Source organism: Rathayibacter sp. VKM Ac-2928 (assembly GCF_022815545.1).
Taxonomy (GTDB): Bacteria; Actinomycetota; Actinomycetes; order Actinomycetales; family Microbacteriaceae; genus Rathayibacter; species Rathayibacter festucae.
The window spans coordinates 444,538-469,211 of record NZ_JALGRU010000003.1; the positions used below are offsets into that span (position 1 = coordinate 444,538).

The window sequence follows — 24,674 nt, forward strand, 5'->3', positions numbered from 1 at the left end:
ACGAAAGGCACTGCCATGTCCGACCCCGTCGTCGTCACCGCGATCTTCACCCCCGCCGAGGGCGAGCACGACGCCCTCGTCGCCGCCCTCTCCCCCGCCATCGCCGAGGTCCACGGCGAGGAGGGCTGCGAGCTCTACGCGATCCACGACTCCCCCGACGGCACCATCGTCATGCTCGAGAAGTGGACCAGCGCCGAGGCCCTCGACGCCCACGGCGCCGGCGACCCCGTCGTCCGCCTGAACGCCGCCATCAAGGGCCTCGTCGCCGCGCCCCCCGTCGTCACCCGCCTCTCCCCGATCCCCGCCGGCACCGCCACCCAGGGCGCCCTCTAGCCCCGGACCCTCGCCGACTCGCCCGACTCCACGCTGGTCGAGCAGCCCCGCAGGGGCGTATCGAGACCAACGTCCTCCGAGCATCCAGCCTGCGGACCCGCCGTCCGGCGCAGGTGGATCTCGATACGCCCGCTCCGCGGGCTACTCGATCAGCATGCGGGCGCCCGCTCCGCGGGCTACTCGACCAGCAGGCGCTCGCGTCGCGAAGGTCGCTCGCTCCTACCGGAGGGCGGGCCGCCCGCACCGACTCGCCCGAGAAGGCTCGTTCTCCACCCCGAGAACGCGCCTTCTCGGGCGACTCGGCGCGCTCCCGGCACTCAGAGAAGAATCGGCCCTGGCGAGGGCGGCTTCTCCGGCAGCCCCGCCTCGAGAATCCGGGTCACGATCGCGACGGCGCGGTCGGCGAGCGCGTCGCCGGGGTAGAAGCTCTCGAACAGGTCTTCAGCGGCCTCCAGAGTGCCGACCTCGCAGAGACTCAGGAGCTGACGGATGTCGTTGGTATCGCGACCGGGTCGATTGGCGCGAAGCTTCATCGCGAGAAGAGCATCAGCTGATGCGACCTGGATCACGACCCCCGCACGGTCGTACACCGTCTCCCACTCGACGACCCGCTCGCCGAGAGTCGGCACCGATCCGGTCTGCTCCACCGCGAAGTTCAGCCAGTCGTCGCTCCACCCGTGCCTGCGCGCCACCTTCGCAGCCGCCCCTGTCACCACGTCATCACTGCCCGGGTTCACGTGGAGCGAGTCCAGATCCTGCGTCGTGCCCCTGTCGAAGTAGCGGAGAGCGAGGGCGGCACCGCCGACGAGCCGGATGCCCGCCGTCTCCCGCAGCTGATGGAGCTCAGCGACGAGTTCCGCGAGACCCGCGATGATGTCGTCGCGGTCGAGCGAGACGGCCACGATCACACGCTCGCGAAGGTGTCTCGCCACACGTGCACGCCGCGCCGCAGGAACTCCTCGGGCACCTCCGACTCGGGCGGCGCCGGATCCGCGGGGTCGATCTCGAGGACGACGGCGACAGGGAGGTAGCGCAGGGGCCGGGTCACCCAGGCCGGGAGAGGCAGCCCCTCCTCGCCCAGACGCCAGGCGACGAGCGCGGCGATCGCCGCGTCCCACGCGCGGTTCCGCGTCGGCTCGGGCTCCGCCAGCCCCAGCACACCTCGGAGGAGCCCGCGCTCAGCGACGAGGTTGTCGTTGAGCTGCAGGAGTGCCCGCAGGGCGCGATCCCGATCCCCCACTCGCAGCCGTCCGCGGATCTCGACAGCCGCGGCCGCGGCATCGTCCCGCTGGAGGGGCAGTGCGTAGAGCCGGTGCCCCGCGCCCGCCAGGACGCGCTGCACCGTGCTGAAGTCCGCGTCCCGGCCGTTCTCGATGCGCGAGATCCGGGCCTGATCGACATCGGTCAGGTCCGCCAGCTGCTGCTGTGTGAAGCCGCGGCTGGCACGGGCCGAGCGCACGGCGGTCGAGCTCTCCGTCATCAGCGCACCTCCCCGGTCATGTCCTGAGAGACATAATCTACTCGCCTCGATGGCGTCATAGGGAACAGCGCGGTTCGACTCCTTCGAGGAGCAGTACGCAGCCCGCCCGCCGCACCGCCCTCAGCGCGGCCGGCCCACCGACGCGCGCTCGATCAGGCGCGTCTCGAGCTCCAGCCGTGTCGCGCTCGAGGACAGCGGCCGGGCCGCGCGGTGCGCCTGGTGCAGCATCCGGAAGGCGGCGGCGCCCATCTGGGCGATCGGCTGCTGGATCGTGGTCAGCGGCGGCGTCGCCCACGCCGACTCCTGCACGTCGTCGAAGCCGATCACGCTGAGGTCGTCCGGGATGCGCAGGCCGGCCAGGTCGGCCGCGTCGTAGACGCCGAGCGCCATGGTGTCCGAGAGCGCGAAGAGCGCCGTGGGCCGGATCAGCGCGTCCGCCAGCATCGCGGAGGCGACGACCCGGGAGCGGTCGCGGTTCCAGCCGGCGTAGACCACGCGCTCCCGCGGCAGCGGCACCCCCGCATCGCGCAGCGCCGTGCTGAAGCCGTCGAGCCGGGCGCTGCTGTAGAGCTGCCCGCGAGCGCCCGCGATCACGCCGATGCGGGTGTGACCCTGGGCGAGCAGGTGCTCCGCCGCCATCCGGCCGCCGTCCCAGTTGGTCGCGCCGACGCTCGCCACGTCGGCGGGCGGGCGGGTGATCGGGTCCACGATCACCACGGGCAGCTCGGCCGTGGTGAGCAGGTGCAGCTGCGCCGCCGTGACGTCCACGAGGACGACGATCGCGCCGAGGGACGAGCGGCGCAGGAGCCGGTTGACCCATTCCCCGTCGGGCCGCGCGCGGGTGAGCACCAGGTCGACGCCGGCCGCCGCGGCCTCCTCCTCGATCCCGGCGAGGACGGGACCGATCCAGGTGCCGTCCAGGTGGCCGACCACGACGTCGACGATGTGCGCGACGTGCGGGTCCTCCGCCGGCGGACGCAGCCGCGGCCGGCGCCGGTAGCCGAGCTCGTGCGCGGCCTCCATCACCCGCAGCCGGGTCGCCTCGGAGACGTCGGTCCCGCCGCTCAGCACCTTCGAGACCGTCGGCACGCTCGTCCCCGCGCGCTCGGCGATGCGCGCCATCGTCGGCCGGGGAGCGGCACCGCTGTCGTCCATGCCCCCACTGTAGAGCAGAACGAGTTGCGAAACCCAGCCGGGAAACGACCGTCGCGAGAACCCGGATCCCGCCTTGCCCACGACTCTCCACGGGTGCAGACTGGACACACACGGGCGGCAACGGCAATAGAGTTGCGCAACTACCGTTCGATGACGAACCGCGGAGCGATCCGCCGAGCACCCCGAGGACACCGATGACCGACCTCCCCCCGTCCACTCCCGCCAAGAGGGCGCTCGTCGTCCGCGGCGGCTGGGACGGCCACCAGCCCGTCGAGGCGACCGAGCTGTTCCTCCCCTTCCTCGCCGAGAACGGCTTCGAGGTGCGCGTCGAGGAGTCGACCGCCGTCTACGCCGACGAGGACTACCTGCGCACCGTCGACCTGATCGTGCAGTCCAACACCATGACCTCGATCGAGTGGCCCGAGTTCCTCGGCCTGCGCGCGGCCGTCGAGCGCGGCACCGGCCTGGCCGGCTGGCACGGCGGCATCGCCGACTCGTACCGCAGCAACTCCGACTACCTGCAGCTGATCGGCGGCCAGTTCGTCTCGCACCCGGGCAAGCACCCGGACGAGCGCACCGGCGAGCAGTCGGACAACTACGTCCCGCACACGATCGAGATGACGGCCCTCGCCGCCGATCACCCGATCACGCAGGGCATCACCGACTTCGAGCTCACCACCGAGCAGTACTGGGTGCTGCACGACGACTACAACGACGTGCTCGCGACCACCACGCAGGCCGTCCGCGAGTGGGACCCGTGGCACCGCCCGATCACCTCCCCCGCCGTCTGGACCCGCCAGTGGGGCGAGGGCCGCATCTTCGTCTCGACCCCGGGCCACCGCGTCGAGATCCTCCAGGACGCCAACGTCCGCACCATCATCGAGAGGGGACTGCTGTGGGCCTCCCGCTGAGAGTCGGCATCATCGGAGTCGGGAAGATCAGCGAGCAGTACCTCGCGAACCTCCCGACCTTCCCCGGCCTCCGCCTCGTCGCGGTCGCCGACCTGAACACCGCGCGAGCGCAGGAGGTCGCCGACGAGCAGGGCGTCCGCGCCCTCTCGGTCGACGAGCTGATCGCCGACCCCGAGGTCGACGCGGTGCTCAACCTGACCATCCCCGCCGCGCACGTCGAGATCGGCACCCGCGCGCTGAAGGCCGGCAAGCACGTCTTCGCGGAGAAGCCGCTCGGCCTGAACCCCGCCGAGGCCGCGCCGATGCTCGACCTCGCCGAGGAGCTGGGCCTGCGCTTCGGCAGCGCCCCCGACACCGTGCTCGGCACCGGCGTGCAGACCGCGCGGCAGACGCTCGACTCCGGAGTGATCGGCACGCCGATCGCCGCGCAGGTGCACTGGGCCGCTCCCGGCCACGAGCGCTGGCACCCGGCGCCGGAGTTCTACTACCAGCCCGGCGGCGGCCCGCTGCTGGACATGGGCCCGTACTACCTGACCGCGCTGGTGCACTTCTTCGGACCCGTCGTCCGGGTCACCGGTCTCGCGACCCGCTCGGACCGCCCGCGCACCATCGAGTCCGGCCCGCGCGCCGGCACGCCCATCCCCGTCTCGATCGACACGCACATCAGCGCGCTGCTCGAGCACGAGAACGGCGTCACCTCGACGGTGATGGTCAGCTTCGAGGTCTGGCGCACCCGCGCGCCGAAGTTCGAGATCTTCGGGACGGAGGGCACCATCGCCGTCCCCGACCCGAACATGTTCTCCGACCCCGTCGAGGTCGCGGTGCGCGACGAGGACTGGCGGGTCGTCCCCGACTCCGCCGGCGTCGTCGACACCGGGCGCGGCGTCGGTCTCGCCGACATCGCCGAGGCGATCGCGGAGGACCGGCCGCACCGCGCCTCCGGCCGTCTCGGGCTGCACGTCCTCGAGATCATGGACGCGATCCTCCGCTCGAGCGCCGAGAAGGCGGTCGTCGAGATCGAGTCCAGGGTGGAGCGGCCCGAGCTGCTCCCGCTGCGGACGGCCGCCGGCGAGCCGGTCGGCGACCCCGTCCGCGCCTGACACCGCCCGCGCCCGCAGGCACCACCCGACCCGTCCCGCGCCGGCCGCGACCTCTCCCTGGTCGCGGCCGGCGCGCCCCTTCCGAGGAGACCTCCGATGACAGCACCCCTCCGCGTCGCCATGATCGGCCACGCCTTCATGGGCCGCGCCCACGCCCAGGCCTGGCGGACCGCCCCGCGCTTCTTCGACCTGCCGCTGCAGCCCGAGCTCGCCGTGGTCGTCGGCCGCGACGAGGGCCGCGCGCGGGCCGCCGCCGAGAACTTCGGCGCGGCCGAGTCCTCCATCGACTGGCGAGCGGTGATCGCCCGCGACGACATCGACCTGATCGACATCTGCACCCCGGGCGACCAGCACGCCGAGATCGCGATCGCCGCCCTCGAGGCCGGCAAGCACGTGCTCTGCGAGAAGCCGCTCGCGCGCTCCGTCCCCGAGGCCCGGACGATGACGGAGGCGGCCGCCGCCGCGACCGGCTTCGCGATGTGCGGCTTCAGCTACCGCCGCACCCCGGCGCTCGCGCTGGCCAAGCGCTTCCTCGAGGAGGGCCGGCTCGGCGAGATCCGGCACGTCCGCGCGCAGTACCTGCAGGACTGGCTGAGCGACTCCGAGGGCCCGCTGACGTGGCGCCTCGACAAGGAGAGGGCCGGCTCCGGCGCCCTCGGCGACATCGGCGCGCACAGCATCGACACCGCGCAGTGGCTCACCGGGCAGACGATCGACGGCGTCTCGGCGATGCTGCGGACGTTCGTCACCGAGCGCCCGGTCCTGTCCGCGCAGGCCGGCCTCGGCGGTCGCGCCGAGGAGGGCGCCGAGCGCGGCCCGGTCACCGTCGACGACGCCGCCCTGTTCACCGCGACGCTGAGCGGAGGCGCCGTCGGCGTCTTCGAGGCGACCCGCGTCGCCACCGGTCGGAAGAACGCCAACCGGATCGAGATCAACGGCGAGACCGGCTCGATCGCCTTCGACTTCGAGCGGATGAACGAGCTCGAGTACTACGACGCCCGCGACCCCGAGGGCGCGCAGGGCTTCCGCACCATCCAGGTGACGGAGCCGGTGCACCCCTACGCCGCCGCCTGGTGGCCGACCGGGCACGGGCTCGGCTACGAGCACGTCTTCAGCCACCAGGTCGTCGACCTCGTCACGGCGATCGCCGAGGGCGTCCAGCCCACGCCGTCGTTCGCCGACGCCCTGCAGGTGCAGCAGGTGCTCGACGCCGTCGAGCGCAGCGCCGCGGACGGCTCCCGCCTCACGGCCGTCGCCTGACCGGGGCGTCCTGATCGGGGCGTCCCGACCAGGGCGTCCTGACGGAGGCGCCTCCGCGGGCGGTGGCCGAAGGGTCACCGCCCGGGAAGACGCCGCCCGATCGCGCCTCCGTCGAGTCCGTTCGCGGCCGTCCGACCCGACGCGTCGGCCCTCCTCCGATTCCCGACACGGCCGCGGACCCCTTTCGGGGGGAGGGAGGCCAGGGGACCCCGTAAACTGGGGACCTGGGGGGTCGAGTGGGTCCCCCGAGTGGGGGAGTGCTGCAGTGGGGATCGGTTTCCGGACCGCAGGAGAGCTGCGCGTCCTCGCGGGTGCTCGCCTGCACCCCGTCGTGGGCCCGGCCCTCAGCCGCTCCCGAGACCGCTCCCGGCTCTCGGCCGGGCTGTCGATGCCCAGCGGCCCCGGTCTCGTCCGGCCCTCGCCGCTGGCGCAGCCGTGGGAGGCGCCGCTCATCCGCCTGATCCGCGCGGGCGCCCCCGCCGCCGAGCTGCACGAGGCGACCGCCGCCTCTCCCGAGGGCTCGAAGCTCGCCGCCGTGATCGAGCTGGTCCGCGACGCGCTGTCGCGCCAGGAGGACGACCGCGCCCTCCGCCTCGCCGGCTGGCTGGTGCGGATGCGCTACGACCCGGCCGCCGATCCGTTCCTCCGCCGCTACGGGATCGTCCTCACGGCCCATCTGCCGCTCAGCGCCGGACTCGACATCGACGTCCCGCTCGACGCGACCGCGCTGCGCCTGCTCTTCGCCGAGCTCGCCGCCGCGGACGACCCGGCCGGCGCCACGGCCGCCGTCGAGACGCTCCCGCCCTCGACGCTGGCCGCCTCGACGCTCGCGTCGCTCTACTCCGCCCGGCGGCGCTGGGGCGACATGGCGCAGTTCTCGGCGCCGGTGGTCAACGTCGACGCCCCGTCCGCCGCGGTCCTCATCCGCCGCGGCGTCGCCCTGCGCGAGCTCGGCCTGATCGAGAGCGCCCTCGAGGCCTTCGACCGCGTGGTGCGCCCGAACGTCACGACCGCCCGCCCCGTCGAGCTCCGGATCGAGGCCCTCTACGAGCGGGCCAGCACCCACCTCGCCGACGGCCGGCGCGCCCCAGCCCGCCGCGACCTCGAGCGCGTCCTCGCCCAGTACCCCGAGAGCCCCGAGGCCCACGAGCTGATGGCCGCCGTCGGCCGCTGACCCGGCCGTCTCCGCCCCCACTCCTCAAAAGTTGCGGTAGTCGCACCCGGATACCGCAACTTCTGCTGAATAGGTGCCGTCCTCGGAACGTGTCGGCGAGCGGCCCGCGCAGCGGGCAGCCCATGCTGATCGAGTAGCCCGCGCAGCGGGCGTATCGAGATCCCCCCCGCCACGGACAACAGCAGGAAGGGGCGCCCCCGCGAACGGGAGCGCCCCTCACGCCGAGCCTTCGGCTCAGCCCTCGGCCTTCGAGGGCTTGCCCTCGGCGGGCAGCACCTCGACCGGGGTGTCGCGCGGATCCTCGCCCTCGGCCTGCGAGGGCTTGTCGGCCTGGTCGTCCGGGTCCTCGACGGGGCTCGGGGTCTGGTCGCTCATCGCAGTCCCTCCGGCTCGTCCGAGGTGGCGGACGGCTCGGGGTGCGCCTCGAACTCCATCCAGGCCCGGTCGAGCGAGGCCTGCGCCGAGGCGGGCTCGCTCGCGAAGTAGCCGTCGTAGATGGCGCGTCCGCCGTGCTCCGGCAGGTCGCCGCGGCCGGCGTAGGTCTGGGCGAGCTCGCCGACCTCGTCGTCCCTCTTCTCCTGGTCCCGCAACCACGCGGGGAAGGTCTGCGTCATGGTGACACCTCTCTCTCCTGCCTCCAGACAATCCCTCCGATCGGCGGGCTGCAAGCCCTTGCCCCGGACGTTCGCCCGCCGCGATCAGGGGCCGCGAGCACTGCGAGGATTCCGGTATGGACAGCAGCGAGCACCCCCGGCCGGACGTCACGACCGTCGACATCGTCGGTGGTGCCGAGCCGCTCGCGGTCGGGCTGCACGCGTACGACGGGGGCTGGGCGGAGGCGTTCCGCGAGCACCAGCGGCGGATCGCGCAGGCCCTCGCGGCGGTCGACGTCGCGATCGAGCACATCGGCTCCACCGCGGTGCCCGGCCTCGCGGCGAAGCCGATCATCGACGTCGCCGTCGCGGTCCCCGACATCACCGCGGAGGAGGACTACCTGGCCCCACTGCTCGCGGCCGGTTACCGGCTGCGCGTCCGCGAGCCCGGCCATCGCCTCGTCCGCACCCCGGAGCGGGACGTGCACGTGCACCTCTACGCCCGGGGCGACGCCGCGATCGAGGAGTACCTCCTGCTCCGCGACCACCTCCGGCGCGACGCGGCCGACCGCTCCCTCTACGAGGCGACCAAGCGCTCGCTGATGGAGCGGAGCTGGGCCGACATGAACGCCTACTCGGACGCCAAGACCGAGGTGATCGAGGCCATCAAGGCGAGGGCTCGAGCCGCACGCGGCGTCACAACGACGTCGGTCTCAACGCCGGCCTGAGCCCCGGTGCGTCGCCTCGCGCCGGTTCGCCGAACGGCGTCGCCCACCGCGCCGCCGTCGCGTGAGGCTGGACGGATGCATGCCGACGAGTACGCGTCCCCCGAGGAGCTCCCCGAGCCGCCGACGCTGGACGTCGTGACGCGGTTCTTCCGAGGTCCGCTCTTCACCCTCACGCCGCAGCCGTCCCTGGAGGAGTGGGTGTCCTCGGCCTCGGCGCGCGATGCGGGCGGGGTGATCCTCTTCGACGAGGCCTCGATCGGCTACACCTTCTGGCGCAACCCGGACGACCACGACGACCCCGCGAATCTCGAGGAGCTCGGCGGCCAGCCGAGGCCCTCGCTCGACGTCTCGCCAACGCATCCCGTGCCCGAGTGGATGGCGGAGATCGCCGCCCGGATGCCGTACCCCCAGCTCTGGGACGCGGTGCGGACGAGCGTGGCGGAGGAGCACTCGCCGTGGCAGAGCATCGAGTTCGCGCTCCTCGAGCACGTGAACCGCGTCCTGAGGAGCCGCCTCCGCAGCGAGCGCGCCGGTGGGAGCGACCCCGGCGAGCTCCTCGGCCCCGCGATGGACCTCGGCGTCGAGCACGGCGTCCCGCTCCTCCTCGACGGGCGGTGGGTCCCCGGCATCCGGATCGACACCGACCCGCACGTCCTCGGCGTCGGCGCCCACCTCGGCGACCGCTTCCTGACGGCCGTCGTCGAGCGCGACCGCCTCCCCCTCCTCGACTTCACCTTCGTCACCCGCCACGCCCGCGCCTGAGCCCCTTTGCTGGTCGACCAGCCCGCTCCGCGGACCCCCCCTCATGCTGGTCGAGCACCCCGCTCCGCGGACCCCCCCTCATGCTGGTCGAGTAGCCCGCGCAGCGGGCGTATCGAGACCCGCCATCGCCGGACCTCCGCTCGCCGGCCCCCGCCCGCCGCCGCTTCGCGCCGGGTCACCGCCCGCCGTTGCGCCCGCCGCGCCGCCGCGGCACCCTCGGAGGATGTTCGCCGACGAGAGCGCCCGCCTCGAGGACGTCCCGGTCCCTCCGACCCTCGACGAGGTGGCGCGCACCTTCCCGGGCCCGCTGTACGGCTTCGTTCCTCAGCCGTCGCTCGAGCCGTGGACGTCCGGCACGTCGTCGAGCTCCTCCGGCGGACGCGTCGAGATCGAGTCCGTGGCGATCGGCTACACGCTCTGGCTGAACCCGGACGACCACGACGACCCCGCCGACCTCGCGGAGCTCGACGACGAGCAGCGCGCCTCGCTCGACGCCCCGCCGGTGCGCCCGCTGCCCGACTGGATGACCGCGATCAAGGCCCGGATGCGCTACCCGTGGCTGTGGGAGGCGGTGCGGACGACCGTCGCGCACGAGCCCGCCCCGCCGTGGCACTCGGCCGAGAGTGTGCTCGTCGAGCACGTGAACCACATCCTGAGGAACCGGTTCCACGCCGAGCGCGTCCGCGGCCGGCTCCCCGGCGAGCTGCTCGGCCCCGCGACCGAGAAGTGCGTCGAGCACGACGTCCCGCTCCTCCTCGACGGCCGCCCGGTCCCCGGACTCCGGATCGACACCGACGCGCACGTCCTCGGCGTCGGCGCCGACCTCGGCGACCGCGTCCTGACGGCCGTCGTCGAGCGCGACCGCCTCCCCTTCCTCGACCTCGCCTTCGCCACCCACCGCGCGCCCGCCTGAGCGCCCCTCTTCTGCTGGTCGAGCGACCCGCTTCGCGCCGGTCGAGCAGCCCGCTCCGCGGGTGCATCGAGCGGGGAAACCGCTTCGCGTCTCGGTGGTGAGCGAAAGGACGCGGCTGCGCCCCGTCATGGTGGTCGAGTAGCCCCGAAGGGGCGTATCGAGACCCGCCGTCATCAGCAGGGCGGATCTGCAGACTCGTCCTTCTGGCCCTGGTGGATCTCGATGCGCCCGCTCCGCGGGCTACTCGATCAGCACGGCTTCCCCTCACCAGGAGCCGTCTCCGCGGAACGCACGTGCCTGCGAGTTCGGGTCTCGATGCGCCCCCGCGGGCCCGCTCAGCCACCGGGCAAGCGCATACCCGCCCCCTCCCCGCGCTCGGCGGCCGGAACCGCCCCCGCGCGGGAGTACCGTGACGCCATGACAGCGCAGGACGACATCGGTGCGGAGCAGGCGCCCGCCAAGGACTTCTCGCACGAGCAGGAGGGCTACCAGCACGGTCTGAAGCCCCGCCAGCTCCAGATGATCGCGATCGGCGGAGCGATCGGAACCGGGCTCTTCCTCGGCGCCGGCGGCCGCCTCAACTCCGCCGGCCCGGCCCTCGCGATCGCCTACCTCGTCGCCGGCGTCTTCGCCTTCTTCATCCTCCGCGCCCTCGGCGAGCTGGTCCTGCACCGCCCGTCGTCGGGGTCGTTCATCTCCTACGCCCGCGAGTTCTACGGCGAGAAGTTCGCCTACGCGGCCGGCTGGATGTACTTCCTCAACTGGGCGATGACCTCGATCGTCGACACCACCGCCGTCGCCGTCTACCTCAAGTACTGGTCGGCCTTCACCGCGGCGCCGCAGTGGCTCCTCGCCCTCATCGCGCTGCTCGTCGTCCTCGCCGCGAACATGGTCGCGGTCAAGGTCTTCGGCGAGCTCGAGTTCTGGTTCGCGCTGATCAAGGTGACGGCGCTGGTCGCCTTCCTCGTCGTCGCGCTGATCTGGCTCGTCTTCGCCTTCCCGGTGCAGGCCGGCGGCGAGACCGTGCAGACCGGCGTCTCGATCCTCTCGGACAACGGCGGCATCCTCCCCAACGGCCTGCTCCCCGCGGTCCTGGTGATGCAGGGCGTCGTCTTCGCCTACGCCGCGATCGAGCTGGTCGGCACCGCCTCCGGCGAGACGCAGGACACCGAGAAGGTCATCCCGCGCGCGATCAACTCGGTGATCTTCCGGATCGCGATCTTCTACGTCGGCTCGATCGTCCTGCTCTCGCTGCTGCTCCCCTACACCGCCTACAAGGAGGGCGAGAGCCCCTTCGTCACCTTCTTCTCCTCGATCGGCGGGCCCGAGGTCGGCACCATCGCGGGCTCGATCATGAACTTCGTGGTGCTCACCGCGGCCCTCTCCTCCCTCAACGCCGGCCTCTACTCCACCGGTCGCGCGCTGCACTCGATGGGCATGAACGGCTCCGCCCCGAAGTGGACGACGCGGATGTCGAAGGGCGGCGTCCCCTACGCGGGCATCCTGCTCACCGCGACCTTCACGGTGGCGGGCGTGGTGCTCAACTACTTCGTGCCGAGCCAGGCGTTCGAGATCGCGTTGAACATCGCGAGCCTGGGCATCATCACGGCGTGGGGCACGATCATCCTCTGCCAGATGCGGCTGCGGCAGTGGGCGAAGAAGGGCCTCGCGAAGGAGCCGTCCTTCAAGCTCCCCGGCGCTCCGGTCACCTCCTGGCTGACCCTCGTCTTCCTGGCCGTGGTGCTGGTGCTGATGGCGATCGACTTCCCGGTCGGCACGCTCACCATCGCCTCGCTGGTGATCATCGTCCCGCTGCTGGTGGCGGGCTGGTTCCTGCAGCGCGGCCGCATCCTGCGGATCGCGGAGCTGCGCGACGGAGTGACGGGGCCGTTCCCGGTGACCGGTCGCGACCCGTCCGCCCAGGTGCGGCGCGACCGCGACGGCGAGAGCTGAGGCCCGCCGGACCGGCGCCCCGCCCGCGCGCCCACCGTTACTCTCGATCGCGCGGGCGCCCACGCGCCGGCGGAACGGGAGCGGCATGGCCACGGTGGACTCCGCGGAGCGGCGCGCGCGCCTGATCGAGCTGCTCGAGCGCGACGGCGCGATCCGCCTCGACGACGCGGCGGCCGAGCTCGACGTGTCGACGATGACCGTGCGCCGCGATCTGGCCGACCTCGAGGCGGAGGGCCGGCTCAGCCGGGTCCGCGGCGGCGCGGTCGCCGCGCTCCGCCCCCGCCCCTTCGCCGAGCGCCTGGCCGCGGGCGCCGCCGCCAAGCGCGAGATCGCGCGCAAAGCCGTCGCGCTGCTGCCCGACTCCGGCGCGATCGCGGTCGACGCCTCCTCGACGGCCGGAACCCTGCTCGCCGCCGCCCCGGAGTCGCCGCGGCTGCTGATCGCGACCAACTCACTGGAGAACCACGCCTCGGCCCGCGCCACCCGCGCCCGGGTCGTCCTGATCGGCGGCGAGCTCCAGGCCGAGACCGACAGCTTCGTCGGCCCGCTCGCCTGCGCCGGCGCGGCCGAGCTGCACTACGACCGCTTCTTCACCTCCGCCTCGGCCGTCACCCGCGCGGGCACGAGCGAGGTGACGCTCGAGGAGGCGCAGGTGAAGCGCGTGCTCGTCGCCGCCTCGGCCGAGACGGTGCTGCTGGTCGACTCGTCCAAGCTCGAGCGCACGGCCCTCGCCCGCGCGCTCGACTGGGACGCGATCGCGGTGCTCGTGACCGAGCTCGACCCCGCGGACGAGCGACTCGACCCGTTCCGCGGCCTCGCCGACGTGCGCTGACGAGCATTGACCGGAACGAGTCGGCCTGTTAGCTTCTGTGATAGTTAACACACTCGTTCAATCAGACGGAGAAGTCATGGCAGCCTCGACCGCCGCAGAGCTCATCGCCCGCTCGAACCGCCTCGGGGCCGACCCGCGCAACACGAACTACGCGGGCGGCAACACCTCCGCGAAGGGCGTCGAGACCGATCCGGTCACCGGCGAGCCCGTCGAGCTGCTCTGGGTCAAGGGCTCCGGCGGCGATCTCGGCACGCTGAAGGAGTCGGGCCTCGCGGTCCTCCGCATGGACCGCCTCCGCGCGCTCGTGAACGTCTACCCCGGCGTCGACCGCGAGGACGAGATGGTCGCCGCGTTCGACTACACGCTGCACGGCAAGGGCGGCGCCGCCCCCTCGATCGACACCGCGATGCACGGCCTCGTCGACGCCGCGCACGTCGACCACCTGCACCCCGACTCCGGCATCGCCTTCGCGACCGCCGCCGACGGCGAGCGCCTCACCGCGGAGGCCTTCGGCGGCACCGTCGCCTGGGTCCCGTGGCGCCGCCCCGGCTTCCAGCTCGGCCTCGACATCGCCGCGATCAAGGAGGCGAACCCCGAGGTCATCGGCGCGATCCTCGGCGGCCACGGCATCACCGCCTGGGGCGACACCAGCGAGGAGGCGGAGGCGAACTCGCTCCGCATCATCGAGACCGCGAGCGCCTACATCGCCGAGCACGGCCGCCCCGAGCCCTTCGGCCCCGCCCTCGACGGCTACGCCGCCCTCCCCGAGGAGGAGCGCCGCGCCAAGGCCGCCGCCCTCGCCGCCCACCTGCGCTCGATCGCCTCGCACGACCGCCCCCAGGTCGGCCACTTCACCGACTCCGCCGAGGTCCTCGACTTCCTCGCGAGCACCGAGCACCCGCGCCTGGCCGCGCTCGGCACCTCCTGCCCCGACCACTTCCTCCGCACCAAGGTGAAGCCGCTGCTCGTCGACCTGCCGGCCACGGCCACCGTCGAGGAGATCGTCGAGCGCCTCCCCGCGCTGCACGAGGCCTACCGCGCCGACTACCAGGCCTACTACGACGCACACGCCACGCCCGAGAGCCCCGCGATCCGCGGCGCCGACCCGCTGATCGTGCTCGTGCCCGGCGTGGGCATGTTCTCCTACGGCGCGAACAAGCAGACCGCCCGCGTCGCCGGCGAGTTCTACGTCAACGCGATCAACGTGATGCGCGGCGCCGAGGCGATCTCCACCTACGCGCCGATCGACGAGGCCGAGAAGTTCCGCATCGAGTACTGGGCGCTCGAGGAGGCGAAGCTGCAGCGCATGCCGAAGCCCAAGCCCCTCGCCTCCCGCATCGCGCTGGTGACCGGCGCCGCCTCCGGCATCGGCAAGGCCATCGCCACCCGCCTCGCCGCCGAGGGCGCCTGCGTCGTCGTCGCCGACCTCGACCTCGCCAAGGCGCAGGCCGGGGCCGCCGAGCTCGGCTCGACCGACGTCGCGGTGGGAGTGGCGGCGAACGTCTCCGACGCCGCCGCCGTGAAGGCCGCGATCGACGCCACCGTGCTCGCCTTCGGCGGTCTCGACCTGGTGGTCAACAACGCCGGCCTCTCGCTCTCCAAATCGCTCTTCGACACCACCGAGGCCGACTGGGACCTCCAGCACGACGTGATGGCGAAGGGCTCGTTCCTCGTCTCGCAGGCCGCGGCCCGCGTGCTCGTCGACCAGAAGCTCGGCGGCGACATCGTCTACATCTCCTCGAAGAACTCGGTCTTCGCCGGCCCGAACAACATCGCCTACTCCGCGACCAAGGCCGACCAGGCCCACCAGGTGCGCCTGCTGGCCGCCGAGCTCGGCGAGCACGGCATCAAGGTCAACGGCATCAACCCCGACGGCGTCGTCCGCGGCTCCGGCATCTTCGCCTCCGGCTGGGGCGCGAACCGCGCCAAGACCTACGGCATCGACGAGGAGGACCTGGGCGCGTTCTACGCCAAGCGCACCATCCTCAAGCGCGAGGTCGTCCCCGAGAACGTCGCCAACGCGGTGTTCGCGCTCTGCACTTCCGACTTCTCGCACACGACCGGACTCCACGTGCCGGTTGACGCGGGCGTGGCTGCGGCCTTCCTGCGATGACATCGTCATCGCGGGAACGCCGCAGCATCGCCCGAAAGGCGGCAGCCCTCGGCCCGGAAGACCGTGGAACGCGACGGCGACCCTCAATGGGTCGCATCCCGCCGAAGGCGTCCATCGAAGGAGTCCTCCGATGAAGGCCGTCGCGGCGGTCGACCTCGGCGCCACCAGCGGGCGCGTCATCCTCGGCTACGTCGGCCACGACGAGCTGCGGATGCGGCACGTCGCGCGCTTCCCGAACCAGCCCGTCCGCGTGCAGGAGGGCGGCGAGTCCGCGCTGCACTGGAACATCCTCGAGCTGCACCGCTCGCTGACCACCGGGCTGACCAACGCGCTCCGCGACGAGCCCGAGGTCGTCTCGATCGGCGTCGACTCCTGGGCCGTCGACTACGCCCTGCTGCGCCGGGGCCGGATGCTCGGCGCGCCGTACCACTACCGCGACGAGCGGACCGCGCGCGGCGTCGCCGACGTGCACGCACGGATCGGCGCCGAGGAGCTCTACGCGCGCAACGGACTGCAGCACCTGCCGTTCAACACGCTGTTCCAGCTCGCCGCCGAGCGCGACGTGCTCGCCCTCGCCGACCAGGCGCTGCTCGTCCCCGACCTGATCGGCTACTGGCTGACCGGTGTCGCCGCGACCGAGATCACCAACGCCTCCACCACGGGTCTGCTCGACCCGCACACCCGCGCGTGGGACCACGAGCTCCTCACGCGCCTCGATCTGCCGCTCGGGATCCTCGCGCCCCTGATCGAGCCGGGCTCCCGGCTCGGCTCGCTCCTGCCCGCCGTCGCCGCGGAGCTCGGCGCCCCGGTCGGGCTCGGCGTCGTCGCCGTCGGCTCGCACGACACGGCCTCGGCCGTCGTCGCCGTGCCGGCCGCTGGCGAGGACTTCGCGTACATCTCCAGTGGCACCTGGTCGCTCGTCGGCGTCGAACTCGAGGAGCCGGTGGTCTCGCTGGAGGGTCGGGCCGCCAACTTCACCAACGAGGGCGGCGTCGACGGGCGAGTCCGATTCCTGAAGAACGTCTCCGGGCTCTGGCTGCTCTCCGAGTCGATCCGCACCTGGGAGCGCAGCACCGGCGAGCAGATCGACCTCGCCGAGCTGCTGCGCCAGGCCGCGGCGATCCGCGGACCGATCACCACCTTCGACCCGGCCGACGAGCGCTTCCTCGCGCCGGGCAACATGCCCGGCCGGATCGTCGAGTGGTGCGTCGAGCGCGGTCTCGCGCAGCCGCGCACCCGCCCCGAGTTCGTCCGCTCGATCCTGGAGTCGCTCGCCGAGGCCTACGCGAGCACCCTCGCCGATGCCGTCCGGCTGAGCGGCAAGCACGTCCGCACGATCCACGTCGTCGGCGGCGGCTCGCAGAACGAGCTGCTCTGCCAGCTGACCGCCGACCGCACCGGGCTCCCGGTCGAGGCCGGTCCCAGCGAGGCCACGGCGATCGGGAACATCATCGTCCAGGCCCGCGCGCAGGGTCTCGTCTCCGGCTCGCTCGAGTCGCTGCGCGCCCTCGTGCGCCGGGCGTTCCCGCCGACGCGCTACGAACCCCGTCCCTCCTCCCCCGAGAAAGGCTGACCAGCATGGTCCAGCGCCAATTCCCGAAGCCCGTCGAGCTGCTCGAGTACCTCAGCTTCAAGAAGCCCGAGCTCGACGGCCGCAAGCGCCGCCTCGACGCCGCTCTCACCATCGAGGACCTCCGCTCGATCGCGAAGCGCCGCACCCCGAAGGCCGCGTTCGACTACACCGACGGCTCCGCGGAGGGCGAGATCTCGATCGCCCGCGCCCGCCAGGCCTTCGAGGACGTCGAGTTCCACCCGCAGGTGCTCCGCGACGTCGCCGCCGTCGACACCACCGCGACCGTTCTCGGCGCACCCTCCGCCATGCCGTTCGGCATCGCCCCGACCGGCTTCACCCGCCTGATGCAGACCGAGGGCGAGACCGCCGGAGCCGGAGCGGCTGCCGCCGCAGGCATCCCGTTCACCCTCTCCACCCTCGGCACCACTTCGATCGAGAACGTGAAGAAGGCCAACCCGCACGGCCGGAACTGGTTCCAGCTGTACGTGATGCGCGACCGCGAGATCTCCTACGGCCTCGTCGAGCGCGCCGCCGCCGCCGGCTACGAGACCCTGTTCTTCACCGTGGACACCCCCGTCGCCGGCGCGCGCCTGCGCGACAAGCGCAACGGCTTCTCCATCCCGCCGCAGCTCACCGTCGGCACCGTCCTCGACGCCCTGCCCCGCCCGTGGTGGTGGTTCGACTTCCTCACCACCCAGAAGCTCGAGTTCGCCTCGCTCAGCGCGACCGGCGGCACCGTCGGCGACCTGCTCGACCTCGCCATGGACCCCACCATCAGCTACGAAGACCTCAAGGTCATCCGCGAGATGTGGCCCGGCAAGCTCGTGATCAAGGGCGTCCAGAGCGTCGAAGACGCCCACAAGTTCGCCGACTTCGGCGTCGACGGCATCGTCCTCTCCAACCACGGCGGCCGCCAGCTCGACCGCGCCCCCATCCCCTTCCACCTCCTCCCCGAGGTCGTCCGCGAGGTCGGCACCGACACCGAGGTCATGGTCGACACCGGCATCATGAACGGCGCCGACATCGTCTCCTCCATCGCCCTGGGAGCGAAGTTCACTCTCATCGGCCGCGCCTACCTCTACGGCCTCATGGCCGGCGGCCGCCAGGGCGTCGACCGCACCATCGCGATCCTCTCCGACCAGATCGTCCGCACCATGAAGCTCCTCGGCGCCCACTCCCTCGAGGAGCTCACCCCGGCCCACGTCACCCAGCTCGAGCGCCTGCAGCCCCGCCCCCGCGCCTGACCCGGGAAGCATGCTGGTCGAGTAGCCACGGAACGCGGCGTATCGAGATCCGCCGTCGCCAGCAGAGCGGGTCTGCGGACCTGTCTTCTGACGGTGGTGGATCTCGATACGGCCGCAGTGCGGCCTACTCGATCAGCATGCAAGGACTGACACCTTCGGCGCTGCATGCCCTCTCTTGCTGGTCGAGTAGCCGCCGCAGGCGGCGTATCGAGACCCACGCGGTCAGCACGGAGGATCTCGATACGCCCGCTCCGCGGCCTACTCGATCAGCAGAAGGGGCCGACCCGCACTCAGCCTCTTGCCAGGTACACCCGCAGCCCGCTACGGTCGACGAACGCCACCACGAAAGGAGCCGACCATGACGAACGCGCCGCACTTCACCACCGCCGGCTTCTTCGGCGCCCTCTCCGACTGACCGGTCGAGCCTCCCGCTCGTCATCGCTCAGACGGTGACGGCGCAGAAGAAGCTCCCGGTCCCGCGGCACCGCCGCACGGACCGTCGTCCCGTCCCCGACCCGATCCCGGGTCCTGCGCGCCGCCCCTCCGGCGGCCGCTCCGCGCGCTCCGAGCGCGCTCCTCGCCGCGCCCACCAGGCGCTCTCCGGCGCGCCCGCGCGCCAGCCGCCCGGCACCGACCGGGCCCCGCACGAAGGACACCATCGTGAACACCGCAGCGACACTCGTCGCCCGCCTCCCCCGACCCCGACTCGCCCGCCTCCTCGACCGCCTCGCGCTCCGCGCGGGCATCGCCCTCGTGGCGTGGAGCACCCGGGAGCGCCGCCTCCCGCCCACCCACGCGGAGGTCGCCGCCCTCCGCCACGAGCGCGCCGCCCTCGAGGACCGCGAGCGCCGCACCGCACTCCTGCGCACCCCGCGCTGACCCCGCCACAACGCTGAATTCGCGGTGGTCGAACGCGACCACCGCGACTTCAGCGTCATGAGCCGGGTGGCCTAGAGCTGCTGGTCGAACACCTTCGCCTTCCGAAGCGCGTCGTCGAAGCCGAAGCCCAGCACGCCCTCGTACTCCCAGACCTCCAGCCGATCGCCGGGATCCACACCATCGATGAAGAAGGTCGTCTCCGCGTCCTCGGTCGACTTCGAGACACCGGCGACGCCGCGGGCATCGTTCTCCCGGATCTCGGCGACGGGCTTCCCGCCGACCACGACCACGAAGCGCCGATCCGACTCGACGATCGCGTCCGGCAGGGTGACCAGAGCACGACCGTCCGAGATCGACGCCTTCACGAACGTCGGCTCCACCGGGGCGGGCGCGGGAGGCGCAGGCGGCGTGGCCGTCAGAACCTGGTCGAGCAGCTTCTCCTTGCGGTGGGCCGGATCGCGCGAGTCGTACCACGTGCCCTCGTACTCCCAGACCTCCAGGTGCTGACCGGGCGACACCGTGCTGAACTCGAACAGCTTGGCGTCACCCTCGCGCCACACCTTCACGGGCCCGTACGCCGCGTCGCCCTGGATCTCACCGAGGTCCCTTCCGCCGGTGGAGACCACCAGCCGCTTGTTCGTCCGGAGGACCTCATCGGGCACGGACAGCACGGCGTTCCCGTTCACCAGGGACACCGCCATGCCCGGCTTCTCGCCCACCTGCTGGTCGAACAGCTTCGCGATCCGCTTGACGTCCTCCACCCCGAAGTCGAACCCGGCTCCCTCGTACTCCGAGACCTCCACCCGGCTGCCGGGCTTCACACCGAGGAGCTGGATCCTCGTCCGGTCGCCGTCGATCCGCTTGCTGCCGAGGAACGCGGTCCGCCCGTCCTGGCCGCCGCCGATGAACGTCTTCCCGCCGTAGCTCTGACCGACCTCCACCCCGTCGGCCCGGAACACGAGCCTCCTCTCCGCCGCGATGACGGCGGTGGGCACGCTCACCACCGCGAAGCCGTCCACGAACGACGCCGTCAGTCCCGACTCGACCGGAGCGTCCGACGCTCGGAAGTCGGCCAGCTTCTTGATCCAGTGGGCGTCGTCGACGTCATCGCCCAGCGATCCCTCGAGCTGGAAGACCTCCAGCCGCTCACCCGCCTGCGCGGCACCGAACTCGATCTTCATCCGGCCGTCCAACGCGTAGTACGACGTCCCGCCGAGGACGACGCCGTTCTGGATCTGACCGAGGACCCTCTCCCCGGCGCGGACCATGAGCCACGTGTCCGACGAGGAGATCTCGCCGGGGAGGCTCACGATCACGTGACCGTTCACGAGGGACGCCGTCACAGCCGAGCTCGGCGCAGGAGCGGGCACGGCCGGCGCGGCCGCGGACCGGGAGGCCCCGACCCCGGCCGGGTCGGCCGGTGCCGCCGTCGCGGGCGTCGCCGACAGCAGCCCGACCAGTGCGGTCGCGGCGACGCAGGCCGCCAGGGTGCGCGTGCTTCTCATGGAATTCCTCTCTCACTGCGACCGGCGACGACGAAGCGGCGCCTTCTGGAGCGGCCCCGGCCGGTCACGAGGAGCCATTGTGTTCGAGGCGCACCGCACCCCTTCTCCCCCTGTCGCGCAGTGCGGGATGCCTGTCCCGACCCGCGAGCGCCGCGCCGCGCTCCGCTCCAGCGCGGCCCGCGCCGATCCCGCCCCCATCACCACGCAGAAGTTGCGGTAGTCGCACTCGACTACCGCAACTTCTGCGTACAGAACCACTTCTCGAGAGAGAGCAGCGCCGGCTACAGCGTCCCCTCGAACAGGACACGCTCCGGAGCGTCTTCATCGACACCGGACCCGTTGCCACCCTCCAGAGTGACCTTCACCTGGTCACCCGGATGCGCATCAGCCGCGAAGTACAGCCGGTGCCCCGAGTAGTAGGCGCCCGAGAGACCGGTGAGCTCGTCGTTCCAGACCGATCCGATCTTCACGCCGTTCACCGAGATCAACACCCGCGCCGTACTGGTAGCGACGTCCTCCGCCAAGGAGAAGACCGCTCGGCGGTCCTCGTACGACACCGTCACCACCGGAGCATCCTTCGCAGTACCGGGCCCCGCGACAGGACCGGGAGTCGGTGCCGCGGTCGAGACCGGAGCCGGCTGCCCGCCCGTCGGAGCCGCATCGCCGAGCTGCGCCGTGTACAGCCTCGTCCGGCGGAGGGTGTCATCGAACCCGTCGTCCAGCGACCCCGCGTACTCCGTGACCGCCATGCGATCGCCCGGCTTCACCCCGGGGATGTAGAGGACCGTCCGACCATCGACGACATCGGGGACCACCCTCACCACACCGCGAGTCCGCTTGCTCTGGATCTGAGCGACGGGCTTCCCCTCGACGATCACCACGAACCGCTTGTCCGTGCGGTAGAGGTCATCGGACACCGACACCAGCACCCCCTCGTCCGAGAGCGTCGCGATCACGAACGGCTGCTGCGCGATCGGCACCGCTCCGGGAGCGGCCTCGGTCGACGCGGGAGCGGCATCGCTGAGCTGCCCCGCGAAGAGCCTCGTCCGGCGGAGCGTGTCGTCGAACCCGTCGTCCAGCGACCCCACGTACTCCGTGACCGCCATGCGATCGCCGGGCTTCACCCCGGGGATGTGCAGGACCGTCCGACCATCGACGACATCAGGGACCACCCTCGTCACACCGCGCGTCTGCTTGCTCTGGATCTGAGCGACGGGCTTCCCCTCGACGATCACCACGATCCGCTTCTCCGACCGGTACAGGTCGTCGGACAGCGACACCAGCACCCCCTCGTCCGAGAGCGTCGCGATCACCGGCGTCGGCTGCGCGGACGGCGCCGCTCCCGGAGCGGGCTCGGCCGTCGGCGTGGGCGCGATGGTCGTCGGAGTCGGGGCCGGCTGACGCGGAACGGCCGTCGGCGTGGGCGCGATGGTCGTCGGAGTCGGGGTCGGCTCGGCCTGCGCCGGCGTCGCCGCCAGCAGGCCGAACAGGGTGGTCGCGGCGAGACAGGCCGCGGCAGCGCGCGTGTTCCTCATGGGTATCCCTTCGATGAAGGCGACCAGAGACGAAGGAGCGGAGCGCTTCGGGACGCCCGCGGCTGGTCGCGACGAGACATCCTCATCCGGCGGGACTCGCGGTCGCTCGGCCGTGGCGCGAGACACCTGTGCGGTCGACCGCGCCTGCTGCGGGCGTCAGGAGCGACCGGGATGCACGCCTCATCCGGCAGTCGCTCACAGTCGCCGCACATATCGCTGAGTATCGTTCGGAGCGACACGGTCGTTCGGAACGGCACACTCGGAAGACACTCGGAGGTCATCATGAAATACCAGTCCTCGACCGGCGCGTTCGGCGCCGGCAACCCCATCGACGGCATCTGGCAGGCGATGGAGCAGGCCCGCGCCGGCTTCGAGAAGCGGACAGGCAGCCGGGTCGGCCGCGGCGACGTCCGCGCCGCCGTCCTCGCGCTCCTCGCCGAGCAGCCGATGCACGGCTACCAGATCATCCACGAGATCGAGGAGCGCAGCGGCGGCAGCTGGAAGCCGAGCCCCGGCTCCGTCTACCCGACCCTCCAGCTGCTCGCCGACGAGGGCCTGATCGCCGCTGACGAGTCGAACGGCCGCAAGACCTACAGCCTCACCGACTCCGGCCGCGCGCAGGTCGCCGCGTCCGGCACCGATGCCCCGTGGTCCGAGTCCGACCAGGTCGACTTCGGCGCGCTGCCGAAGGCCGGCGTCGCACTCGCTCAGGCCGCCGCGCAGGTCGGCCGCTCGGGCACCCCGGCGCAGATCCGGCAGGCCGTCACCGAACTCGAGGACGTGCGCCGGCGCCTGTACGCGATCCTCGCGCAGGACTGACCCGGGTGGCGCCGGTCCGCCCGGGTCCCACGGACCCGGGCCGCCGAGCCCGCAGCGACCAGCGTCGCTACCGCCGCATCCTGCGGTTCGCCTCCTGGCACCTCGCGGTGACCTGGTTCTTCGATCTGCTGCTGCCCCGCATCGGGCTGACGGCGATCGCGTTGCGCACCCGCCCGCAGCGGATGCGGCGCTTCGCGCGCAGCTTCCACGTCCTGGCCGTCGATCTCGGCGGTCTGATGATCAAGGTGGGCCAGTTCATGTCGTCGCGCCTGGACGTCCTCCCGCCCGAGATCACCCGGGAGCTGGAGGGCCTCCAGGACGAGGTGCCGCCAGTCCCCTTCCCGCGGATCCGGGCCCTCGCCGAGGCCGAGCTGGGCATGACGCTCGCGCGCGCCTACGCGGACGTCGACGAGACACCGGTGGCCGCGGCCTCGCTCGGGCAGGCGCACCGCGCGCGGCTGTCGCCGGTGGACGCCGCCGACTCCGGGCACGAGAACGCCATCGTCAAGGTCCAGCGCCCCGGCATCGACGAGATCGTCGAGGTCGACCTCGCGGCGCTCCGGCGCATCGGCGGCTGGCTGACCCACGTGCGGCTCGTCTCCGACCGCGTCGACGCGCCCGCGCTCGTCGAGGAGTTCGCCGTCACGAGCCTCGAGGAGATCGACTACCTGCGCGAGGCGGCCAACTCGGTGCGCTTCGCCGCCGACTTCGCCGGCGACCCCCGCGTCGGCGTCCCGGACGTGATCTGGGAGCGCTCGACCCGCAAGGTGCTGACGCTGCAGGACGTCACCGCGATCAAGATCACCGACGCGGAGGGCCTGGCCGCCGCCGGGATCGACCCGCGCGACGTCGCCCCGGTGTTCGCCGCGGTCATGTTCGATCAGCTCTTCACCAACGGCTGGTTCCACGCCGACCCGCACCCGGGCAACGTCTTCGTCACACCCACCCCCGGCGGCGAGCTGCCCTGGCGGCTCACCTTCATCGACTTCGGGATGATGGGCGAGGTGCCGCCGACGACGCGGGCCGGGCTGCGCGCGATGCTGATCGCCGCCGCCTCGCGCGACGGCAAGGGGCTCGTCGACGCCGCGCGCAACGTCGGCGTGCTGCTCCCCTCCGCCGACTCCCGCGAGCTCGAGCGCGCGATGACCCAGCTCTTCGCGCGCTTCGGCGGCATGGGCTTCGCGGAGCTGCGCGAGGTCGATCCGCGCGAGTTCCGCGACTTCGCGATCCAGTTCGGCGACGTGGTCCGCTCGCTGCCCTTCCAGCTGCCCGAGAACTTCCTGCTCATCATCCGGGCCATGTCGCTGACCTCCGGCGTCTGCAGCGCGCTCGACCCGGCGTTCAACCTCTGGGACTCCGTCGAGCCCTACGCGCAGCAGCTGATCCGGGAGGAGCGCGGCAACGTCGCGCAGGACGTGGGCCGGCAGGCGCTCGACACGCTCGGGCTGCTCGTCCGGCTGCCGCGACGCCTGGACGAGCTGGCGACCACCCTCGAGGACGGGACCCTCGCGGTCACCGTTCCCACGGTCGAGCGCCGGCTCAACCGGCTCGAGGGAACCGTCCGGCGGATCGTCTCGGCGGTGCTCTTCGCCGGGCTGCTCATCGCGGGCGCGGTCGTCCGGGCGGACGACACCGTGTTCGGCACGGTCCTGATGGCGGTGTCGGCACTGCCGCTGCTGCACGCTCTGCTCTCGCGCTCCCGCTTGCTCTGACCCGGTCGGCGACCGACCGATTCCCGCCAGGTCATCGGTCTCCGCCGATCAGTGGAGAGTCGGGCGATCGAGGTCCACGGTGGAACCACGGTCACCCACC

23 protein-coding genes are annotated in these 24,674 nt (G+C 72.3%); 16 read left to right on the forward strand and 7 right to left on the reverse strand.

Translation table 11 applies throughout. From position 1 onward, the window contains the following. Positions 1–15: 15 nt before the first annotated feature. The gene (locus tag MT350_RS13525; RefSeq protein ID WP_243616116.1) at positions 16–333 is read left to right on the forward strand and encodes a putative quinol monooxygenase; all 318 of its coding nucleotides are present in this window, start codon (positions 16–18) and stop codon (positions 331–333) included. 317 nt (positions 334–650) lie between these two features. On the opposite strand, the gene MT350_RS13530 is transcribed toward MT350_RS13525, so the two are convergent. The 3 genes from MT350_RS13530 to MT350_RS13540 all read right to left on the reverse strand — a co-directional run bounded on the left by MT350_RS13530 (position 651) and on the right by MT350_RS13540 (position 2,968). After that, entirely contained in the window at positions 651–1,235 is a 585-nt protein-coding gene (locus MT350_RS13530; protein ID WP_132436848.1) for a hypothetical protein, read from the reverse strand. A gap of 2 nt (positions 1,236–1,237) precedes the next feature. Continuing rightward, positions 1,238–1,813, reverse strand: a complete 576-nt coding sequence (locus MT350_RS13535) for a helix-turn-helix transcriptional regulator (RefSeq protein ID WP_243598075.1) — start codon at positions 1,811–1,813, stop codon at positions 1,238–1,240. A 120-nt stretch (positions 1,814–1,933) separates the two neighbouring features. Next, positions 1,934–2,968 carry a LacI family DNA-binding transcriptional regulator gene (locus MT350_RS13540; RefSeq protein WP_243598074.1) on the reverse strand — a complete coding sequence of 345 codons (1,035 nt, stop codon included), beginning with the start codon at positions 2,966–2,968 and terminating at the stop codon, positions 1,934–1,936. 194 nt (positions 2,969–3,162) lie between these two features. Between MT350_RS13540 and MT350_RS13545 the strand changes: the two genes are divergently transcribed. From MT350_RS13545 to MT350_RS20490, 4 genes are all read left to right on the forward strand, one after another. Then, positions 3,163–3,879 carry a ThuA domain-containing protein gene (locus tag MT350_RS13545; RefSeq protein ID WP_243616117.1) on the forward strand — a complete coding sequence of 239 codons (717 nt, stop codon included), beginning with the start codon at positions 3,163–3,165 and terminating at the stop codon, positions 3,877–3,879. Beyond that, positions 3,864–4,979: a Gfo/Idh/MocA family protein gene (locus MT350_RS13550; RefSeq protein ID WP_243616118.1), complete on the forward strand. Its 1,116-nt coding sequence runs from the start codon at positions 3,864–3,866 to the stop codon at positions 4,977–4,979. The genes MT350_RS13545 and MT350_RS13550 overlap by 16 nt, the downstream gene beginning before the upstream one ends. Before the next feature lie 96 nt (positions 4,980–5,075). Then, a complete protein-coding gene (locus MT350_RS13555; RefSeq protein ID WP_243616119.1) occupies positions 5,076–6,239 on the forward strand; it encodes a Gfo/Idh/MocA family protein in 1,164 nt (387 codons plus the stop codon). Between the two features lie 265 nt (positions 6,240–6,504). Continuing rightward, positions 6,505–7,413, forward strand: a complete 909-nt coding sequence (locus tag MT350_RS20490) for a tetratricopeptide repeat protein (protein ID WP_243616120.1) — start codon at positions 6,505–6,507, stop codon at positions 7,411–7,413. A gap of 234 nt (positions 7,414–7,647) precedes the next feature. Here MT350_RS20490 and MT350_RS13565 read toward each other — a convergent pair whose 3' ends face one another. Both MT350_RS13565 and MT350_RS13570 read right to left on the reverse strand, forming a co-directional pair. Further along, the gene (locus MT350_RS13565) at positions 7,648–7,788 is read right to left on the reverse strand and encodes a hypothetical protein (RefSeq protein ID WP_159421935.1); all 141 of its coding nucleotides are present in this window, start codon (positions 7,786–7,788) and stop codon (positions 7,648–7,650) included. Continuing rightward, positions 7,785–8,027: a hypothetical protein gene (locus MT350_RS13570; RefSeq protein ID WP_123706469.1), complete on the reverse strand. Its 243-nt coding sequence runs from the start codon at positions 8,025–8,027 to the stop codon at positions 7,785–7,787. Before MT350_RS13570 ends, MT350_RS13565 begins: the two co-directional genes overlap by 4 nt. 116 nt (positions 8,028–8,143) lie before the next feature. On the opposite strand from MT350_RS13570, the gene MT350_RS13575 reads away from it, so the two are divergent. The 9 genes from MT350_RS13575 (at position 8,144) to MT350_RS13615 (ending at position 19,003) form a co-directional block, all read left to right on the forward strand. After that, the gene (locus MT350_RS13575) at positions 8,144–8,734 is read left to right on the forward strand and encodes a GrpB family protein (RefSeq protein ID WP_243616121.1); all 591 of its coding nucleotides are present in this window, start codon (positions 8,144–8,146) and stop codon (positions 8,732–8,734) included. Positions 8,735–8,809: 75 nt separating this feature from the next. Then, positions 8,810–9,496 carry a hypothetical protein gene (locus MT350_RS13580; protein WP_243616122.1) on the forward strand — a complete coding sequence of 229 codons (687 nt, stop codon included), beginning with the start codon at positions 8,810–8,812 and terminating at the stop codon, positions 9,494–9,496. A 223-nt stretch (positions 9,497–9,719) separates the two neighbouring features. Then, a complete protein-coding gene (locus MT350_RS13585) occupies positions 9,720–10,409 on the forward strand; it encodes a hypothetical protein (protein ID WP_243616123.1) in 690 nt (229 codons plus the stop codon). A 417-nt stretch (positions 10,410–10,826) separates the two neighbouring features. Further along, positions 10,827–12,362, forward strand: coding sequence for an amino acid permease (locus MT350_RS13590; protein ID WP_243616124.1), 1,536 nt, complete (start codon positions 10,827–10,829; stop codon positions 12,360–12,362). Positions 12,363–12,447: 85 nt separating this feature from the next. Further along, entirely contained in the window at positions 12,448–13,194 is a 747-nt protein-coding gene (locus tag MT350_RS13595) for a DeoR/GlpR family DNA-binding transcription regulator (RefSeq protein WP_243598067.1), read from the forward strand. A gap of 76 nt (positions 13,195–13,270) precedes the next feature. Beyond that, entirely contained in the window at positions 13,271–15,307 is a 2,037-nt protein-coding gene (locus MT350_RS13600; protein WP_243616125.1) for a bifunctional aldolase/short-chain dehydrogenase, read from the forward strand. A 130-nt stretch (positions 15,308–15,437) separates the two neighbouring features. Further along, entirely contained in the window at positions 15,438–16,880 is a 1,443-nt protein-coding gene (locus MT350_RS13605) for a rhamnulokinase family protein (RefSeq protein ID WP_243598065.1), read from the forward strand. Between the two features lie 5 nt (positions 16,881–16,885). Further along, on the forward strand, positions 16,886–18,124 hold the full coding sequence (locus MT350_RS13610; RefSeq protein ID WP_243616126.1) for an alpha-hydroxy acid oxidase: 1,239 nt from the start codon (positions 16,886–16,888) through the stop codon (positions 18,122–18,124). Positions 18,125–18,784: 660 nt separating this feature from the next. Next, a complete protein-coding gene (locus tag MT350_RS13615; RefSeq protein WP_243600615.1) occupies positions 18,785–19,003 on the forward strand; it encodes a hypothetical protein in 219 nt (72 codons plus the stop codon). Between the two features lie 71 nt (positions 19,004–19,074). Here the strand turns inward: MT350_RS13615 and MT350_RS13620 are convergent, their stop codons facing one another. Further along, a complete protein-coding gene (locus tag MT350_RS13620) occupies positions 19,075–20,508 on the reverse strand; it encodes a hypothetical protein (protein ID WP_243600616.1) in 1,434 nt (477 codons plus the stop codon). 281 nt (positions 20,509–20,789) lie between these two features. Beyond that, the gene (locus MT350_RS13625) at positions 20,790–21,746 is read right to left on the reverse strand and encodes a hypothetical protein (protein ID WP_243616127.1); all 957 of its coding nucleotides are present in this window, start codon (positions 21,744–21,746) and stop codon (positions 20,790–20,792) included. A gap of 579 nt (positions 21,747–22,325) precedes the next feature. Between MT350_RS13625 and MT350_RS13630 the strand changes: the two genes are divergently transcribed. Next, complete coding sequence (locus MT350_RS13630; RefSeq protein ID WP_243600618.1) at positions 22,326–22,862, forward strand: PadR family transcriptional regulator; 537 nt, start codon at positions 22,326–22,328, stop codon at positions 22,860–22,862. 5 nt (positions 22,863–22,867) lie between these two features. Further along, positions 22,868–24,574: an AarF/ABC1/UbiB kinase family protein gene (locus tag MT350_RS13635; protein ID WP_243616128.1), complete on the forward strand. Its 1,707-nt coding sequence runs from the start codon at positions 22,868–22,870 to the stop codon at positions 24,572–24,574. Positions 24,575–24,674: the final 100 nt, after the last annotated feature.

Coding starts and splice junctions, on each gene's coding strand:
- MT350_RS13525 (WP_243616116.1), top strand. CDS start 16: ATGTCCGACCCCGTCGTCGTCACCGCGATCTTCACCCCCGCCGAGGGC.
- MT350_RS13535 (WP_243598075.1), bottom strand. CDS start 1,813: ATGACGGAGAGCTCGACCGCCGTGCGCTCGGCCCGTGCCAGCCGCGGC.
- MT350_RS13540 (WP_243598074.1), bottom strand. CDS start 2,968: ATGGACGACAGCGGTGCCGCTCCCCGGCCGACGATGGCGCGCATCGCC.
- MT350_RS13545 (WP_243616117.1), top strand. CDS start 3,163: ATGACCGACCTCCCCCCGTCCACTCCCGCCAAGAGGGCGCTCGTCGTC.
- MT350_RS13555 (WP_243616119.1), top strand. CDS start 5,076: ATGACAGCACCCCTCCGCGTCGCCATGATCGGCCACGCCTTCATGGGC.
- MT350_RS13565 (WP_159421935.1), bottom strand. CDS start 7,788: ATGAGCGACCAGACCCCGAGCCCCGTCGAGGACCCGGACGACCAGGCC.
- MT350_RS13570 (WP_123706469.1), bottom strand. CDS start 8,027: ATGACGCAGACCTTCCCCGCGTGGTTGCGGGACCAGGAGAAGAGGGAC.
- MT350_RS13575 (WP_243616121.1), top strand. CDS start 8,144: ATGGACAGCAGCGAGCACCCCCGGCCGGACGTCACGACCGTCGACATC.
- MT350_RS13580 (WP_243616122.1), top strand. CDS start 8,810: ATGCATGCCGACGAGTACGCGTCCCCCGAGGAGCTCCCCGAGCCGCCG.
- MT350_RS13585 (WP_243616123.1), top strand. CDS start 9,720: ATGTTCGCCGACGAGAGCGCCCGCCTCGAGGACGTCCCGGTCCCTCCG.
- MT350_RS13590 (WP_243616124.1), top strand. CDS start 10,827: ATGACAGCGCAGGACGACATCGGTGCGGAGCAGGCGCCCGCCAAGGAC.
- MT350_RS13595 (WP_243598067.1), top strand. CDS start 12,448: ATGGCCACGGTGGACTCCGCGGAGCGGCGCGCGCGCCTGATCGAGCTG.
- MT350_RS13600 (WP_243616125.1), top strand. CDS start 13,271: ATGGCAGCCTCGACCGCCGCAGAGCTCATCGCCCGCTCGAACCGCCTC.
- MT350_RS13605 (WP_243598065.1), top strand. CDS start 15,438: ATGAAGGCCGTCGCGGCGGTCGACCTCGGCGCCACCAGCGGGCGCGTC.
- MT350_RS13610 (WP_243616126.1), top strand. CDS start 16,886: ATGGTCCAGCGCCAATTCCCGAAGCCCGTCGAGCTGCTCGAGTACCTC.
- MT350_RS13620 (WP_243600616.1), bottom strand. CDS start 20,508: ATGAGAAGCACGCGCACCCTGGCGGCCTGCGTCGCCGCGACCGCACTG.
- MT350_RS13630 (WP_243600618.1), top strand. CDS start 22,326: ATGAAATACCAGTCCTCGACCGGCGCGTTCGGCGCCGGCAACCCCATC.